This is a genomic window from Thioflexithrix psekupsensis (genome assembly GCF_002149925.1).
Taxonomy (GTDB): domain Bacteria; phylum Pseudomonadota; class Gammaproteobacteria; order Beggiatoales; family Beggiatoaceae; genus Thioflexithrix; species Thioflexithrix psekupsensis.
Window position 1 is genome coordinate 177,066 of the sequence record NZ_MSLT01000001.1, and the last position, 16,981, is coordinate 194,046.

Annotated in this window: 11 protein-coding genes and 2 pseudogenes; 5 read left to right on the plus strand and 8 right to left on the minus strand. The window is 43.8% G+C overall.

Annotated elements, in window-relative coordinates; genetic code table 11:
- Position 1 precedes the first annotated feature (1 nt).
- Both folP and TPSD3_RS00790 read left to right on the plus strand, forming a co-directional pair.
- Positions 2–817: a dihydropteroate synthase gene (folP, locus tag TPSD3_RS00785; RefSeq protein ID WP_086486693.1), complete on the plus strand. Its 816-nt coding sequence runs from the start codon at positions 2–4 to the stop codon at positions 815–817.
- A gap of 23 nt (positions 818–840) precedes the next feature.
- Positions 841–1,977, plus strand: coding sequence for an endonuclease/exonuclease/phosphatase family protein (locus TPSD3_RS00790; protein ID WP_086486694.1), 1,137 nt, complete (start codon positions 841–843; stop codon positions 1,975–1,977).
- Between the two features lie 21 nt (positions 1,978–1,998).
- Here TPSD3_RS00790 and TPSD3_RS00795 read toward each other — a convergent pair whose 3' ends face one another.
- The 6 genes and pseudogenes from TPSD3_RS00795 to TPSD3_RS18245 form a co-directional block, all read right to left on the minus strand.
- Complete coding sequence (locus TPSD3_RS00795) at positions 1,999–2,772, minus strand: uroporphyrinogen-III synthase (protein ID WP_086486695.1); 774 nt, start codon at positions 2,770–2,772, stop codon at positions 1,999–2,001.
- Positions 2,773–2,795: 23 nt separating this feature from the next.
- Positions 2,796–3,800, minus strand: coding sequence for a glycosyltransferase family 2 protein (locus TPSD3_RS00800; protein WP_086486696.1), 1,005 nt, complete (start codon positions 3,798–3,800; stop codon positions 2,796–2,798).
- Positions 3,801–3,975: 175 nt separating this feature from the next.
- Positions 3,976–4,335: an H-NS histone family protein gene (locus TPSD3_RS00805; RefSeq protein WP_176329667.1), complete on the minus strand. Its 360-nt coding sequence runs from the start codon at positions 4,333–4,335 to the stop codon at positions 3,976–3,978.
- Between the two features lie 790 nt (positions 4,336–5,125).
- Entirely contained in the window at positions 5,126–5,995 is an 870-nt protein-coding gene (gene rpoH, locus TPSD3_RS00810; protein WP_086486698.1) for an RNA polymerase sigma factor RpoH, read from the minus strand.
- A gap of 95 nt (positions 5,996–6,090) precedes the next feature.
- On the minus strand, positions 6,091–6,684 hold the full coding sequence (locus tag TPSD3_RS00815; RefSeq protein WP_086486699.1) for a DUF445 domain-containing protein: 594 nt from the start codon (positions 6,682–6,684) through the stop codon (positions 6,091–6,093).
- A 103-nt stretch (positions 6,685–6,787) separates the two neighbouring features.
- Positions 6,788–8,875, minus strand: a pseudogene (locus tag TPSD3_RS18245) (heavy metal translocating P-type ATPase).
- A 116-nt stretch (positions 8,876–8,991) separates the two neighbouring features.
- Between TPSD3_RS18245 and TPSD3_RS00830 the strand changes: the two are divergent.
- The 3 genes from TPSD3_RS00830 to tilS all read left to right on the plus strand — a co-directional run bounded on the left by TPSD3_RS00830 (position 8,992) and on the right by tilS (position 13,317).
- On the plus strand, positions 8,992–10,893 hold the full coding sequence (locus TPSD3_RS00830) for an autotransporter assembly complex protein TamA (protein WP_086486702.1): 1,902 nt from the start codon (positions 8,992–8,994) through the stop codon (positions 10,891–10,893).
- A 34-nt stretch (positions 10,894–10,927) separates the two neighbouring features.
- Complete coding sequence (locus TPSD3_RS00835; RefSeq protein WP_086486703.1) at positions 10,928–11,725, plus strand: M48 family metallopeptidase; 798 nt, start codon at positions 10,928–10,930, stop codon at positions 11,723–11,725.
- Between the two features lie 275 nt (positions 11,726–12,000).
- Positions 12,001–13,317 (plus strand): tRNA lysidine(34) synthetase TilS, encoded by a 1,317-nt coding sequence (gene tilS, locus TPSD3_RS00840; protein ID WP_086486704.1) that lies wholly within the window; start codon positions 12,001–12,003, stop codon positions 13,315–13,317.
- Between the two features lie 305 nt (positions 13,318–13,622).
- On the opposite strand, the gene TPSD3_RS17720 is transcribed toward tilS, so the two are convergent.
- Entirely contained in the window at positions 13,623–15,341 is a 1,719-nt protein-coding gene (locus TPSD3_RS17720; protein WP_217884333.1) for an efflux RND transporter permease subunit, read from the minus strand.
- Positions 15,339–16,976 (minus strand): annotated as a pseudogene (locus tag TPSD3_RS17725) (efflux RND transporter permease subunit); the annotation flags it as partial. The pseudogene TPSD3_RS17725 and the gene TPSD3_RS17720, both read right to left, overlap by 3 nt.
- Positions 16,977–16,981 lie beyond the last annotated feature (5 nt).

The following is a 16,981-nucleotide window of genomic DNA, read 5'->3' on the forward strand; positions in this document are numbered from 1 at the left end:
TATGAATCTATCCATTTCGCCCACTTCCCCCCCGCACATCATGGGGATTTTGAATTTAACACCAGATTCTTTTTCCGATGGGGGACAATTTTTATCCCAAGATGCTGCACTACGCCGCGCCGAGCAAATGCTGAACGAAGGCGTTGACATCATTGATGTGGGCGGCGAATCGACGCGCCCTGGAGCGCAAAGGGTGAGTGAGGAATTGGAATTGGCGCGGGTTATTCCGGTGTTAGAAAAATTACGCCGTGAATTGGCGGTGGTTTTATCGGTGGATACCAGTAAACCTAAAGTGATGCAAGCAGCCATTGATGCAGGCGTAGATTTAATCAACGATGTCAATGCCTTACAACAGGGAAATGCCTTAGAAATTGTGGCAAATAGTCGCGTGAAGGTGTGTTTGATGCACAAACAAGGCGAGCCACAAACCATGCAACAACAGCCTTTTTATAAGAATGTCGTGTCTGAAGTGCGTGATTTTCTGCAACAACGGGCGCAAATTTGCCAACAAGCAGGGATAACCGCAGAGCGAATTCTAATAGACCCTGGATTTGGTTTTGGTAAAACCGTCGATCACAATTTGCAATTGTTGCGTCACTTGCCCGAATTCACCGCGCTGCCTTATCCTGTTCTTTTGGGCGTTTCGCGTAAATCAACGCTAGGCGCGATCACAGGAAAAGCGGTGGATCAGCGACTTTATGCGGGGTTAGCGGTTGCGGCGTTGGCTTTTTATCAGGGAGTGAAAATAATACGCACGCATGATGTCGCCGCGACTCGTGATGTATTAAAAACCATTCAAGCCATTCTCGCCTGTTAAAATCTATTTTGGAACATAAAATAATGGAGAAAAAACGGCGGAATTTTTGTCGTTTTGCGACGTTTAATGTGTCATTAGCGCGCCAAGAAATGGGAGCGTTATTACGGGAGTTAGAAACACCGCAGCATGAACAATTACAAAAATTAGCGGCAATTATTCAATGGATTCGTCCTGATGTTTTATTGTTGCAAGAAATAGATTATGACGAGAAAGGACGCGCCTTATCTCTTTTTAATCAACATTATCTTAATCACAGCCAATATCAACAATCCCCTATCGATTATCCTTATCAGTGCGTTTTTCCTTCTAATACAGGAATTGCCGTAGATTATCCACCCGAAGAAAAATTAGCGGGGGAATTATATTATCCCACCTTTGGTTTTGGTCATTTTGCGGGTCAATATGCCTTTGCTTTATTATCCAAATATCCGTTATTAACACGACAACAACGCCGTTTTCAATATTTTCTATGGCGCGATATGCCAGAGCCTTTATTGCCGACAATAAATGATTCGGATAAAGCGGCTTTTTTTACGCAAAAATTATGGCCACGTTTTCGTTTATCGTCTAAAAATCATGTGGATATTCCTGTGGTTTTGCCGTGTCGCACGGTGCATTTATTGCTGAGTCATCCCACTCCGCCGCTGTCTCACGTCCTTTCTCCCGCGTTCAATGCGTGCCGTAATCATGACGAAATTCGTTTGTGGCACGATTACCTTTTGCCAGAGCGAAGCGGGTATTTGTATGATGATCAAGGGACATATGGCGGATTGCTGGCGGGAGAATCCGCCGTTATCATGGGTGATTTAAATGCCGATCCAAACGCGGGAGATGGCATTCGTCGTGGTATTCGGGCTTTATTACAGCATCCGCGCTTACACGCAGAAGTGGCTACGGGGCGATGGATTCCGCGCAGTCGCGGCGGACAAACCCATGCGGCGCAACGCAGTTCGTTACCGTTTTCCCGATTGTATTTTGCTAGAGCGCACACGGCCAGTTGGGGCTTGCGGGCGGATTATGTGCTGCCGAGTGATGATTTATCTGTGCGTGCCAGTGGCGTATTCTGGCCGACGTTGGATCAAGCTGAGTTTGCGTGGGTAGCCCATGATGTCAGCTCTGATCACCGTTTGGTGTGGGTGGATGTCTTGGACTGTGTTTAGTCTGACACGCATTTTTATGAATCACATCACGTTGTGATATTCATTGCGCCATCGAATCAGCGCGTTAAATAACCCCTCATCACATGCCACTTGGGCGACTAAAGTCGGAGCTTGCACACCCAACACGTGCGCTTCCGCCAAGACCCGCTCGCTCATGACCACCAAGGGCGTGTGGCGTAACCAGGGTTGACCGTCAAACATGGCAAATAAGTTTTGTAATCCTTCGCGGCTGGTGACGACGGCAATATCAGGTTTTTGTTGTTCCCTCCAATCGGGAGGAATCGGTTGTACGCGGCGATAGACGTTGACATAACTCACTTCAGCCCCACGTAAACGCAAGGATTCCGCTAAAAACTCTCGCCCCCCTTCTCCACGAAAAATCACAATTCGCCGACCGCGAATGATGTCGCTTTGCAATTCGGGACGTTGTAGTAAGGTTTCACTGTTGTACGGTTCTACACCGCATAATACTGATAATTGCTCATGTTCATTTAAATGCTCAAGGGTTTTTTTGCCCACAGTGGCCACTAGGACATTTTTTGGCCACCGTTTTTGCACGTTTAATAAAGTCGGCATGGCATATTGCACCGCATTGACGCTAATAAATATCGCTAAATAAAACCGATCCAATTGCTTGGCCATGTGCTGTAAAGAAGCATTATGAGGAATTTCTACAATTTCAATCACCGGACAAGGCAAAGGTTCTCCCCCCGCATTTTTAATCATTTGACACAAACTCTCTGCTTGATGGGCAGGACGTGTCACTAAGACGCTAATGCCGTCAAGATTATTCATGGTAAAATTCCGTAGAGAAAAAGTTATTTATATTCAATTAATTGTTGCCGTTTTCCTTTGAAGGATTGCCAATAGTAATTAATTTGTCCTATCGCAATCGGTACATGTTGCCATTGACTGTGAATACCGTACCAGAATAAAGTTACTTTATTTTCACTGCGCCAACGATTTTTCCAAGACGTGCGCAAACTCATCGTTAAAAAAAACAAGAGAAAAATAGCCCACGGCCATAATGTCATGCCCACAATAGACGTTATTAATGCAATTAAAAATAAACCACTCCAAATGGTAAAATTACGCCAATTTCTCTGGGCATCGGCTTGCCATAATGGATGCTTGCTGTCACGTAATAAGTTAGACACCTCCGCGTAAGCATGACCCGTACGCACAGCACGTCGCCAGTATTGCCAAGCGTGCGTAATCGCTAAATCGTGTAAGGTCATGGGATGGTCAATGTGGCGAACGCGATAACCCGCAGCACGAATCCGTTGACACATTTCTGGTTCTTCGCCAGCGATGAGATTGGGGTTGTAACCATCGACTTGTTTTAACACATCCCGACGCATTAAGGCATCGCCACCACAAAATGCCACATCGCCCAAAGGATACAACCAGTCCAAATCCAAAGCCCGTTGGTAAATCGACGCATTCGGATACATTTCCCGACGATGCCCAAAAACCACCGCGACATCATTTTCTGTCCGTAACACTTCGTAAGCCGTTTTAACAAAATCGGGGTGCAAAAGGGTATCGCCATCTAAAAATAATACAAAAGGAAACCGTGCGGCGCGCCACCCGGCATTGCGTCCGATGGCGGCGGCGGGGCGTTCGGGTTTGACGGATAATACTTTTGCGCCTAAACCGTGGGCAATTTCACAACTGTTGTCATTGGAATCAGAATCAACATAGATGATTTCCACTTGAGACAAGGCAAAAGGGCTGTTCATGTGTTGTACTGACTGGATGCAGCGTTTTAAACGCTCTCCTTCGTTGCGACCAATGATAACCACGGATAACGCAGGAATCATGCTTTATTCCCTGTAAGTGAGTACTCGGCAGATAAAAACCTACGAAAAAATGCCATCCAGTTGGCACATGACTCTAAAATGTTAAAGGGGTGCAAAGGGGATGGCAGATTTTGCAGGGTGTTGTTTCTGTAAGGTGCGGCCTTATATTATTGTCTGGAATGAGGAAAAGCCATTTTTAACTTTTGGGGACTAACAATTGCTCAAGCGTCGTACCTTCCGCTAAACACGCACGCACCCACAAAGGCTGCTTACCCAGACCTGTCCATGTCTGGTTGGAGTCTTGTGGATTACGGTATTTCACGGGAAATACTTTTTTAGGTTTTTTGGGTTTCTTGTCTAAATCGCCCAAATCATCTAAGTTGAGATCACGAATACGTAATCCGCGTTCTTTCGCCATTTTGCGAATTTTAGTTTTCAGTTCGGATTTGGCATCTTTCTGCGCTTGCAGGATTAATTTTTCAGTCAACTTTTTAACTTCAACCAATTCGGCGGTTGTTAGAGACTGAAGTTGTTTGACAATTTCAGATTGAATCACGATAAATATCCTCTTTGTGGGTGTAGGGGAAAATAGATTGGGTGGATGAATGGTGGACATTGTTAATAGTATTACTCTAATAATAATTCAAATCGTGCAAACACGCAATAGCCTAGTCCATTCGTCGGTAGAAATCTGAATGGTGGACAGTGTGCTTTTCCTTTTATTTAAGGCAATTCTGTGGGTTCAATTTTAATTTTTCCATCAGAGAAATACATTACTTTTTCGCCCAATAAGCCCGTGAAATAATTTGATTATTTAAAAAAAATTGACTCCACTGACCCATTCAAATCATTAAAAGTCACCTTAGTTTTATTTTTAAGCAATAAGGAAAAGTAATTAACGACTTTAATTGAAATTTTTTTATTAAAATCAATAACTTAAATAAGTTAAATTCTGTTTTATTTTTATATCAAAGTAATACTTCTAAGACATAAAAAAATAAGTTTTAGCAGCCTTGAAAATGCGGTAAAAAATGAGAGGTTTTAATTATTTTGGCGCATATTTCTGTTTTACGCAAGTGATCTTGACTATTTTTGAGAAAATTAAACCGCCAAAATTTAGGAAAAACCTGAATCAAAAAACGCAGGATAAAAATTTTCTCTTAGGTTAAATAGATTACAATTTCACAGCCGTTTGCAGAAAGCAATTAACAAGGGGATTTTTATGCAAGGCAAAGGGAATGGAATAAGGGAATTTAAAGCGGATTAAGAATGATTAAGCACAGCGGTGGGGAAATCCCACTCCGTTTGTAGTTCTCAAACGGAGCGGCTATCAGACGAATATGACACTAAGCGATGAGAAAGTTCATTTGTTTTTTTAACTTACCCATGGCGGCTGTTTCGATTTGGCGAATGCGTTCGGCGGAGACGTTGTATTTTGCAGCGAGGTCGTGTAGCGTTGCCTTTTCTTCGGCCAGCCAGCGACTTTGCATAATGTCTTTACTGCGATCATCCAATTGGGCAAATGCGTTTTGTAATGCGGCGTAATGGCGACTTTCCCATTGTTCGGTTTCAATTTGCTGCGCGGGATCGTAGCGGTCATCTTCTAAATAAGCCGCGGGTGCTGGCAAATCGTCATCTTCGGCATCGGCCGGCGGATCAAATGCCGTATCGTGCATACTCATGCGCTTTTCCATTTCCAACACGTCTCGTGTGGAAACGCCCAAATCAGTAGCGACTTGTTCAACTTCTTGTTGTGTCATCCACCCTAAACGTTTTTTCGCACTGCGCAAATTAAAAAATAACTTACGTTGTGCTTTGGTGGTGGCCACTTTGACGATGCGCCAATTGCGCAAAATATATTCATGAATTTCTGCTTTAATCCAGTGTACCGCGAACGTGACTAAACGCACGCCCACACTGGGATCGAAGCGTTTTACAGCTTTCATCAAGCCAACATTACCTTCTTGAATAATATCCGCTTGGGGCAGGCCATAACCGCGATAACCGTTGGCAATATGCAGCACAAAACGCAAGTGTGATAAAACCAGCGTACGCGCCGCATCCAAATCTTGATCACGGTGATAACGCAGGGTTAAAGCCTGTTCTTCTTCCGCAGTGAGAATGGGAATGGCTTTAACGGCTTGGGCGTAGGCTTCGGTATCGTGACCCAAAACCGCAAGTTGTGCGTTTAAACCGAGCGTTAATGCTGTGGACATTGTTGGTTTTCTCCGTTGTCGTTTTGATCTAGCACTCTATTGCAGTGAGTGCTAACAGTATAAGCACTGCGGAGTAAATTTCAAGAGGGAAGCCATCACCCCATCACGATCACAACTTGCACCAAACCAATCAGAAATCCCAACACCGCCCCTATCCATTCGACAAAACGAAATTCTTTAGCCATGACATCAAACACAATTTTTTCTAATTTTTCGATATTGAAAGCGGCGACTTTTTCACTGACAATTTGCTCAATATTAATATCTTGTTTCATGTCTTCGCGCAGTTTTATAATTAATTGTTGTAATAAATCTTCAATATCATCTCGAAAATAAGCGGTTAAATTGTTCAATAGTTTGTCACTGATTGACAATAATAGCGAGTAATCGGGTAATTTTCTTAATAAAACCTGTTGAATATGCTGTTCTAATAAAGCAATAAATTCTGGGCTGGCGGCGCGTTGTTGTAAGCGTTCGGTAATTTCATCAATAGACAATAATTCGCTGGCCACCAAATAACCCAATTTTTTAGCAAAATCTACTTGACGACGGGGAAAGATTCCTTGTATTTTCACGCCGAAAATAATAATAGGATAACGAGGATGAAACAGCATTTTTATGGCTAAATAATTGGTTAAATAGCCAATCACTGCACCTAATAACGGCAACAATAACCAGGTGATTTGCATGATAAGACCTTTTTTCGATTTTTTGCCTGAATCAGAATTAACAGAATTTTAAGAATAAAAAAGCGATTTCTCGCTCCCACGCTCCCGCATGGGAGTGTGCAAATTAATCCAAATCACTTTGCTTTTCTTTTTCTTCATGCTTCAATTGCCGCATCGGACGTAATGCACTGTAAATTGCGCCCACCAAACCAGCACTGTACAAAATCAAAGCTGACCCCATTCCAAAATGGAACAAGAAAACACCCGCAATTAAAATGCTACCAGGAATATAAGCAAATCTTAAAGTCGTATTTAAATCGCGTTTAAACGCATGAGAAAGCTCGAATAAATCCGCTAATTGTTGCAATGAACCACCGCTTAAAACCACCTGCGCACTGTCAGTAGCAATGGTCGTCGCACCACGCATGGAGACGGAAACATCGGCTTGTTGTAGCGCAATAGCATCGTTAATACCATCCCCAACAAAACATACCACACGTCCGCTTGCTTGTAAGGCTTTGATTTGTTCGGCTTTTGCTTCGGGTAACACTTCAGCATAATACTCATCAATGCCCAAACGCGCCGCTAAATGACGAGTGGGCGCGGCATGATCCCCCGATAAAATCGCCAATTTTAACCCGCGAGCATGAAGTTGTGCCACCAAACTTTGTGCTTCGGGACGTAATTGGGTTTGTAATTCCACTGCACCCGCTAACTGACCATCCACCGCGACCATCACCAATGATCCGTCCTGTGTCGCACACCACGTTTGTGCATCTTCTAACAAGGATGGAATTGTAATATTTTGTTGTACCATGAAGCGTAAACTGCCCACGTGTAAAACATGATCTTGATAATTAACCCGTAATCCAAATCCCAGCGAATAATCCACCTCATCAGGCACATCGCAAATTAACCCACGTGCTGCTGCGGCATTTTGAATAGCCCGCGCAATCGGATGCGTTTGGCGGTATTCGGCAATGGCGGCTAAACGCAATACTTCTGACTCCTTCTAATTCCCCAGTGTGTAAATTCTACCGATTTCAGGCTCTTCTTGCGTTAATGTGCCTGTTTTATCAAAAACAACCGTGTCAACTGTCGGTAAAATCTCTAAAGGACGACCTTCTTTAATCAAAATTCCCTGATGGGAAGCCAAGTTAAGATAACTGAGCATATTCAAAGGCGCGGCAAAAAACATCGTAGAACCAAAGCTGCCGTTAAGCACCGCCACGCCACCGCCTACGCCCACCGTCAACATCGCCAAACCACTCGCACCGAGTACAGGTAAAACAAGACGGTCAGCTAATTTTTCACTGTTCATCGCACAGTCAAGACGAGATTGGCTGGCATGGTTTAAAATTTTAGCGATTTGTGCTGCGTTGGTTTGCTCGCCTGTTTGCTCAACGCGCACGTGTAATTTTCCTGATAAAACAAGGGTTGACGCAAATACGGTATCGCCTATTGTTTTTTCTATCGGTTGCGATTCGCCGGTTAAACGGTGCTGATCCACTGTCGCCGCGCCATCCACCACGTGGCCGTCAATTGGCACAGACTGCCCTGCGCTTAACACCACAATGTCACCTATTTGTAATTCATTAAAAGCCATTTCCACTTCCACGCCATCGACCCACACCCACACTTTATCAGGTGGATGTAGCGCAAATGCACCCACTAAGGCTTGGCGTGAATACGCTTCACTGCGTGCCGACACTTTAAACGCCAAAAACATCACCGAAATAAACAGGCTACCAATCACATAAAAACCCGCAAGAAAATTGGCTAATACCCCTAAAAACGCAAAAAGTCGATATTGCAACCGTTTTTCTTGAAATAACACCTGCAAACTACGATACGCTATCGGCCCCATGAGATACGCCAAACCAACCGCATTCAAAATCAATAACGGCGGATACACCAAAGCCCCCGCAGTCGCCACGCCCACATTCAACACAGATAAACCTAATTTGCGATTAAGTGCTTGTTCTTCTTCACTATATTCGCCTGCAAATTCTTCTAACTGCTGTTCGCGTTTCTGCGTGTTTAGACGTTTATCCACATGCGTGCGAATCCACTGTTGATAACCTTGATCCAGACGCTCTAACGTACTTTGGGTTTTTTCTTTCATTGCCTGTTTTTTCTCTGGGGGTAAATGGCGATAGGCGGCTGTGCCAGCAATACCCGCAATTAACAATGGAATTAGTGGAAACATCATGACCTCACGATATTGATTTGTATGATAAAATCTCGCCTTATTGTGCAGATTTCATTCCTTATTTGTTATAGAATTGCAGCCCATTATTCTCACCATTGACGAATTGAATAAAATTTATGATGCGTTTCTTTTTCTCTCTAATGGGTGTTTTATTGTATAGCGTTGTGGCGGTTGCGGAGGGTATTCAGGTTCATGTAGAAATACATGGTATAGATGATCCCCTGTTGAGCAACGTCCGTGCGCTATTAACCATTGAAAAACAAAAACAAAGTCCCCGTTTAACCGAATCTTCCATTCAGCGGATGCACCAAACCGCCGAACAGGAAATTGCGCAGGCTCTGCAACCATTTGGTTATTATCGTCCCACGATTGAAGCACAGTTGCAGCCCCCAGTCGCCGACCAAAACACATGGCAAGCCCGTTATCACATCACCGCCGGTGACGTGATGCCCGTTGCTGCGGTGACATTAACGCTGCTTGGGGAGGGAGAACAAGACGCTTTTTTGCAGAATAGTTTAAAACAATTTCCTATTAAAATTAACGATCCTTTGGCGCATTTAACTTATGAGCAGGCTAAAAAAAATATGTTAAATGCCGTCCAAGATCGCGGTTATTTAGAAGCCAATTATAGCCTGAGTCGGATTGTGGTGGATATGCAGGCTTATGCTGCCACGATTCAACTGACTTTAGACACGGGAAAACGTTTTCGTTTTGGAGCAGTGACGTTTGAACAGGAAACTTTTGAGTTTGAATCTGATTTTTTAGACAATTTTTTGACGTTTAAGCCGGGTGATTATTATTCGGCACAACAATTTATTGCTTTTCGTAATGCGTTAAGCAGCAGTGGTTATTTCGATCAAGTGAATTTGGAACAAGAAAATATCACCACAGATTCTGACGGCCATCCGATGGTGCCATTACGGGTTAAATTAAAGCCGTTAAAAAAGAATAAATACCGCATTCGTTTAGGTTACGGCACAGATACCCAATTGCGTGGCAAATTAGACTGGGAACGCCGCTATATCAATGATGACGGCCACCGTATGCAAGCAGGATTAATTGCCGTTCAAGAAAAACGTCATTTAGTATCTTCTTTAGACTATTTAATTCCTGTTAAAAATCTAAATAAAGATTATTGGAATTTTGGCTTGCGTTATGAAGGATTTGATTATGGTTTTAAAGATTTTGGCTTAGAGGAAGGCGGCGATACACGCTTACAAAGTATTGCTTTATCGACAGGACGACATTATCCGCGTCGTTTATTGAATCGTTGGAGCGTTCAAGAAAGTTTAACGGTAGAGTATTTAATTGAAGATTATAATTTATTAGAAGTGATTTTTGATGATCCATTGCGGCAAAGTGTTTTTATTCGCAATCGCCCTGAAATGGCACAAGCCTTAAACCCACAATTAAAAACCCTAGTCCCTGGTATCCAGTGGAGATATATAAAAACCGATGAGAAACCTTTTAGCCAACGTGGCCAACAATTTAGTTTTTCTATAAAAGGCGCATTAAATGGTTTCTTATCCACTTCTTCTTTTATACAAACCCGGGTGCAAGGTAAATATATTCATGGTCTTTTTAGTCCGAGCAATCGTGTTATTTTTCGTGCGGATATTGCCTATACTCATGCAGAGACGCAACCCATTTTTAGCCAAGTGACGCATGATATTCCCCAATCTTTACAATTTCGTACAGGTGGCGACCGCAGTGTGCGCGGATATGGCTTTGAATCGCTAAAAAGTCCGAATAATTTACTCTATGCTAAACATTTATTAGTCGGCAGTATTGAATTTGAACAAATGGTGATCGATAAATGGAGCGCGGCTTTATTTTATGACACAGGAAATGCGTTTAATTCCTTTTCCGATATGTATTTAAAAGAAAGTATTGGCTTGGGGATTCGTTGGTATTCGCCTGTGGGGCCAGTGCGTTTGGATGTGGCGCATCCTTTGAATGATGAGAATGCCGATGGTTTTCGGATTCATATTAATATTGGGCCTGATTTTAGTTGGTAAATGTGTCTTTATTTATTGCGTTAAAGGAGTTTTCATGATGCTGTGGAAAAGAATGGTATTAATGTCTTTGGTGCTGTTTATTTTTGGTTGTGCGACTTCGCCATTAGGACGCAGTCAATTCGCTTTTTTACCCGCAGAACAAATGGATATTATGGGGGAAGAGGCTTTTTTGAATCTTAAACAAGAAATGCGTTTAACCAAAAGTGCTTCTTTAAGTAATTATGTCACTTGCGTTTCGGGTGCAATTATTGATGTCAGTCAATCTTCTATTCCTCATTGGGAAATTGCGGTTTTTGAAGAACCCACCGCCAATGCTTTTGCGTTACCGGGGGGAAAAATCGGTGTGCATACGGGATTGTTCCAAGTGGCCAAAACCCCCCATCAAATGGCCACTGTGATTGGGCATGAAATTGCTCATGTATTATCCAATCATGGCAATGAGCGCGTCTCACAACAGTTTGCCGTAGAACAAGGACTGGCGTTGGTGCAAGCCTTAGCCAATGTACAGACGGAAACGGGACAATTGTTAATGGGATTGTTGGGGGTGGGGGCGCAATTGGGGATTTTGATGCCCTATAGTCGCGTACAAGAAAGTGAAGCGGATATTTTAGGCTTGCATTTGATGGCGCGGGCAGGATTCGATCCACGAGAAAGCGTAGCACTTTGGCAAAATATGGCCAGTAGCGGCGGCGGTGATGCGCCTGAATTTCTCTCTACCCATCCGTCTCATCAAACACGTATTTCTGAGTTGCAGAATGCCATTCCTTATGCGATGCAGTTATACGAACAAGCACAGCGCAGCGGTCGCCGTCCCAATTGTCGCATGTCATAGCACAAAAAAAAGAGCCTCTCACCAGCATCCTGCTAACGAGAGGCCAACCAACCCAACAAGGAGAAACAGATGACTTTAATTACTTAAATTATATACAAGGTTCATGCCACATTCTTATTTTTTAATTCAAAAAACAACCTTCTCATAATCACTTGATTAGTAAATAATTATTTCGGTTAATCACGGTAAAGCCGTGTTTTATTTTTCTTCTTTATGCCGATGTTGTCGCAAAGCAAACGAGAACACGGAGCGATTTTTAACTTTTTTGTGTAATCATGACATTATTCTCTGCACAACAACTGTTGGCGATATTAAAACAATACAACTTACAAGGTCGTTTGTGGGTGGCGTATAGTGGGGGTTTGGATTCGACGGTGTTGTTACATGCGCTGCATGAAATAAGACACCATTTGCCAATTGAGCGCGTGTGTGCCGTGCATGTGCATCACGGTTTACATCCCGATGCCGATCAATGGGCGCGACATTGTCGGCAATTTTGTCGGTCACGGCAGATTTTTTATCAGGTGTGCCGCGTGGATGCGCGGGCGCGAACAGGCGAAAGTGTGGAAGCACGAGCGCGGGATTTGCGTTATCGGGCGTTGGGTGTGTTGTTGCGTCGCCATGAGACGGTGTTGACCGCTCAACATGCCGATGATCAGGCTGAAACGGTTTTATTACAATTGTTGCGCGGGGCAGGAACGGCAGGCTTGTCAGGAATGGCAGCTCGTAGTGCGTTAGGAGAAGGGTGGCGAGTGCGGCCATTGTTGTCGTTTACACGAACACAGCTATTAGGCTACGCTAAAGCGCAGGGTTTAACGTGGATCGAAGACGAAAGCAATCAGGATTTACGCTATGACCGTAGTTTTATTCGTCAAAAAATAACTCCCTTATTGCGCAAACGTTGGCCGAGTTTTGCCCAAACACTGTCGCGCTCGGCTGAACTTCAGGCAACGGCAACGCGTTTGTTGCGGGATTGTGCGCGTTTGGATTGGTTGTTATGTCGTGGGGAAACGGATAAGCAGTTGGATATAGCCACATTGCTCAGTTTGTCCAGCGAACGACAAGAACAGGTGTTGCGTTATTGGTTGAATGCGCTGAAGTTTTCTATGCCGTCTCGGGTGAAGTTGAGGGAAATCAGAGAGATGTTGTGTCAGGCAAAAGCGGATAGGCAGCCTGTGGTGAAGTGGGAAGGGGTGGAGTTGCGTCGATGTCGTGGGCAGCTTTATGCGATGTTGCCGTTGCCGCCGCGTCCGCCGCGCTGGGAGGTGCAGTGGGATTTGCAGCAGCCGTTACGGTTGCCGTTGGGGGAGTTGCGTGCGGAATGTCGGCGCGGTGCGGGTTTGTTGTCGGATCAGGTGAGCTTGCCGCTGCGGGTGAGATTACGTGAAGGGGGGGAGCGGTGGTTATCGGAGGGGCATCATCGACGGTTAAAAAAGCAGTTACAGGCTTTATCTTTTCCGCCGTGGTGGCGTGCTTATTTACCTTTGTTGTATGCAGAAAATGAGTTGTTATGGGTAGCAGGCGTGGGCGTGGGCGATGTTCCACGCACGACAGGCACGGATCAGGGGTGGTTTATTTGGTGGTCGGTGTGATTTTTTTGGGGGCGATGCTTATACCAAAAAGATAGGGTTCGTAGAATCCCTATTTTGTCAGAATCAGAATTTACAGACACAAGAATTTTCAAAATTGACTCTTGCAAGTCGTTTATTTTCAATAGATTTTTTATTCTTTAATTCTGAAAATCCTAAAATTCTGTAAATTCTGATTCTGACAGAAAAATTTTATGAATGACTTAATTTTGGTATAGTGTGAATTCATGACGCGGCGCGTCTGGACGGCATTCCTACATGGCATGTAGGAACGAGGACGGTACGGATCGACAAAAATAATACCCTTCTCACCCCACCACTTCTGGCCACCGTTCTGCTGCATTTTTCTTGACTACGGGCTGTTTCCACAGCAAATACAACGCAGGCATCACGAATAAAGACAATAACGGCGCAGTCACCATTCCGCCGATCATCGGTGCGGCAATACGTTGCATTACTTCAGAACCCGTCCCCTCCGTTAAAAAAATCGGAATTAACCCGACAATTAAGGTTAAAACCGTCATCGCTTTAGGACGAACTCTCAACACTGCACCTTCCATAATTGCCGCTTTTAATTGCGCATGGGTATATAAACGATTTTCGGCTTGATATTGCTTTAAAGCATTATCCAAATAAACCAACATAATCACGCCAAATTCCGCCGCAACACCCGCTAATGCAATAAAACCCACCGCCACCGCCACCGACCAATTAAATCCCAATAAATAAATTAACCAAAATCCACCCACTAAAGCAAATGGCAATGTCACCATCACCAATATCGCTTCACCGATTCGATTAAAGGTTAAATAAAGCAGAATAAAAATAATCATTAAAGTCAATGGCAAGACTTGCTTTAACCATTCCTTAACCCGCAACATATATTCATATTGTCCAGACCACACCAAAGAATAACCCGCAGGTAATGACAAACTTTCCCGCACATGTTGCTGCGCCATTTCAATATAACGACCTAAATCAACTTCTGGAGAAACATCCACAAAAGTCCAACCATTTAAGCGCGCATTTTCACTGGTCAACATCGGCGCGCCTGACGTTATTTTAATCTCAGCAATTTGATCCAAAGGGACTTGCATTCCATTGGGCAATATCAACGGCAATCGCGCCAATCCATCAAAACTATCGCGCAATTCTCGCGGAAAACGAATAGAAACAGGATAACGCTCTCGTCCTTCCACCGTTTGCGTAATGGTCATGCCACCCACAGCAATGCTAATCATTTCATTGATTTCATTGATATTTAACCCAAAACGCGCCGCAGCCACCCGATCAGGAATAATCTCAATATAACGCCCATCAGCCACGCGCTCAGAATAAGCCGAACGTGTCCCCGGTAAGGCCATTAAAATGCGTTCTAATTCCTGTCCAATTTTCTGAATCACGTCTAAATCTGCACCCGATATTTTAACACCCAAAGGCGTTTTAATTCCCGTCGCTAACATATCAATTCGCGTTTTAATCGGCATCACCCAAGCATTCGTGACACCGGGAATATTAACCACGTGATCGAATTCTTCAATTAAACGTGCTAAGGTCATGCCTTCTCGCCATAATTCGGGCGGATGTAATTGAATCACCGTTTCTACCATATTTAATGGCGCAGGATCGGTGGCCGTATCTGCTGCTCCCATTTTTCCAAACACACTTTTAACTTCAGGAAAACTGGCAATTAAGCGATTCGTTTGTTGTAACAATTCCTGCGCTTTACCAATTCCAATACCGGGCAAAGTGGTTGGCATATACATCAAATCGCCTTCAAATAATTCAGGCATAAATTCAGAACCTAAACCCTGCTCAAATCGCGCTAATAACGGATAATCCGCAAACTGATTGCGCCAAAAATGCGTGGTTTCTTCCTGCCACAAATCAACTTGAGATAACCATTTTTCGCGCCAACTATGCTCTATAGGTTCATCCCAAATCATTTGGCTCATTTGAACTGGCCAACGCAAAGGTTCAAATAAACCATTTAAGCCTGAAATTGGAATAGCAATGGAAAAAAACATTAAAAAAGCAAGCAATAACGTCGTGCGCGGCAATATTAATACTAATTGCAAAAAAGGACGATAAATTGCAATTAATAAAAGATTTAATGGGTTACTGTCTTCTTTAGGAATGTGACCGCGAATAAAATAACCCATTAATACAGGAATTAACGTCACTGCTAAACCTGCGGCCGCAGCCATCGCATACGTTTTAGTAAAAGCCAATGGCGCAAATAATCGTCCCTCTTGTGCTTCTAAAGCAAAAACGGGAATAAAACTTAATGTGATAATTAATAGAGAGAAAAATAACGCAGGTCCCACTTCATTCGCAGCACGATGAATCACTTGCCAATGTTCCTCAGTGCTAATGGTGCGATGTGGATGCTATAATTGCCAGCGTTCCAGATGCTTATGCGCATTTTCCACCATCACAATCGCCGCATCCACCATCGCACCAATCGCAATGGCAATTCCCCCCAAAGACATTATGTTGGCATTAATACCCTGCGCATTCATAATAATAAATGCCGTCATAATTCCCAAAGGTAAACTGATAACGGCAATTAAAGCAGAACGCAAATGAAACAGGAAAATTAAACACACTAATGCCACAACAATTAGTTCTTCTATTAATTTCTGTTTTAAATTATCAACAGCCCGTAAAATTAACCCTGAACGATCATAAGTCGTGACAATGTCTACTCCATTGGGCAAGCTGTATTTTAACGCCTCTAACTTGTCTTGCACGCGGCGAATGGTGGCCAGCGCGTTTTCGCCATGACGCATGACAACGATGCCGCCTGTCACTTCGCCTTCGCCGTCTAAATCGGTGACAATGCGGCGCATTTCAGGGCCGAGTTGCACTACAGCCACATCGGATAAGCGGATCGGCGTGCCTGAAGAAGTCACGGTTAAAGCAATTTGTTCAATATCTTCAATATCTTGGAAATAGCCGCGTGAGCGAATCATGTATTCGGCTTCTGCCCATTCGATGACAGAGCCGCCGACTTCTTGATTGGCATTTTTCACGGCAGCAATCACTTGCGATAAAGGTAAATTATAAATACGTAATTTATCGGGATCGACTACGATTTGGTATTGCTTTACTGCGCCACCCGCGGTAGCGACTTCGGCTACACCGTGTACACTTTGTAACTCGAATTTTAAAAACCAATCTTGTAACGCCCGTAATTGTGATATATCGTGTTGTCCCGTGCGATCCACCAGCGCGTAACTGAAAATCCAACCCACCCCCGTCGCGTCCGGCCCCAAAGCCGGCTGTACGCCATCGGGTAAACTCGCAATCGCTTGATTTAAATACTCTAAAACCCGCGACCGCGCCCAGTAAATATCTGTCCCATCAGCAAAAATCACGTAAACGTAAGATTCACCAAAAAACGAATACCCCCGCACGGTTTGCGCCCCCGGCACCGCTAACATGGTTGTTGTAATCGGATAAGTGACTTGATCTTCCACCACTCGCGGCGATTGGCCGGGATAACTGGTTTTAATAATCACCTGCACATCGGATAAATCAGGAATGGCATCTAATGGCGCATTTTTTACCGCAATCCATCCCCAAGCCGCTAAAATAACCGTCGCAATTAACACTAAAAAACGATTTTTAATTGACCAATAAATAACATGTTTTAACATGATCA

What these genes read in the sequence shown, in the direction of transcription:
- folP (WP_086486693.1), top strand. Translation starts at nt 2, where the DNA reads ATGAATCTATCCATTTCGCCCACTTCCCCCCCGCACATCATGGGGATT.
- TPSD3_RS00790 (WP_086486694.1), top strand. Translation starts at nt 841, where the DNA reads ATGGAGAAAAAACGGCGGAATTTTTGTCGTTTTGCGACGTTTAATGTG.
- TPSD3_RS00795 (WP_086486695.1), bottom strand. Translation starts at nt 2,772, where the DNA reads ATGAATAATCTTGACGGCATTAGCGTCTTAGTGACACGTCCTGCCCAT.
- TPSD3_RS00800 (WP_086486696.1), bottom strand. Translation starts at nt 3,800, where the DNA reads ATGATTCCTGCGTTATCCGTGGTTATCATTGGTCGCAACGAAGGAGAG.
- rpoH (WP_086486698.1), bottom strand. Translation starts at nt 5,995, where the DNA reads ATGTCCACAGCATTAACGCTCGGTTTAAACGCACAACTTGCGGTTTTG.
- TPSD3_RS00815 (WP_086486699.1), bottom strand. Translation starts at nt 6,684, where the DNA reads ATGCAAATCACCTGGTTATTGTTGCCGTTATTAGGTGCAGTGATTGGC.
- TPSD3_RS00830 (WP_086486702.1), top strand. Translation starts at nt 8,992, where the DNA reads ATGATGCGTTTCTTTTTCTCTCTAATGGGTGTTTTATTGTATAGCGTT.
- TPSD3_RS00835 (WP_086486703.1), top strand. Translation starts at nt 10,928, where the DNA reads ATGATGCTGTGGAAAAGAATGGTATTAATGTCTTTGGTGCTGTTTATT.
- tilS (WP_086486704.1), top strand. Translation starts at nt 12,001, where the DNA reads ATGACATTATTCTCTGCACAACAACTGTTGGCGATATTAAAACAATAC.
- TPSD3_RS17720 (WP_217884333.1), bottom strand. Translation starts at nt 15,341, where the DNA reads ATGTTTTTTTCCATTGCTATTCCAATTTCAGGCTTAAATGGTTTATTT.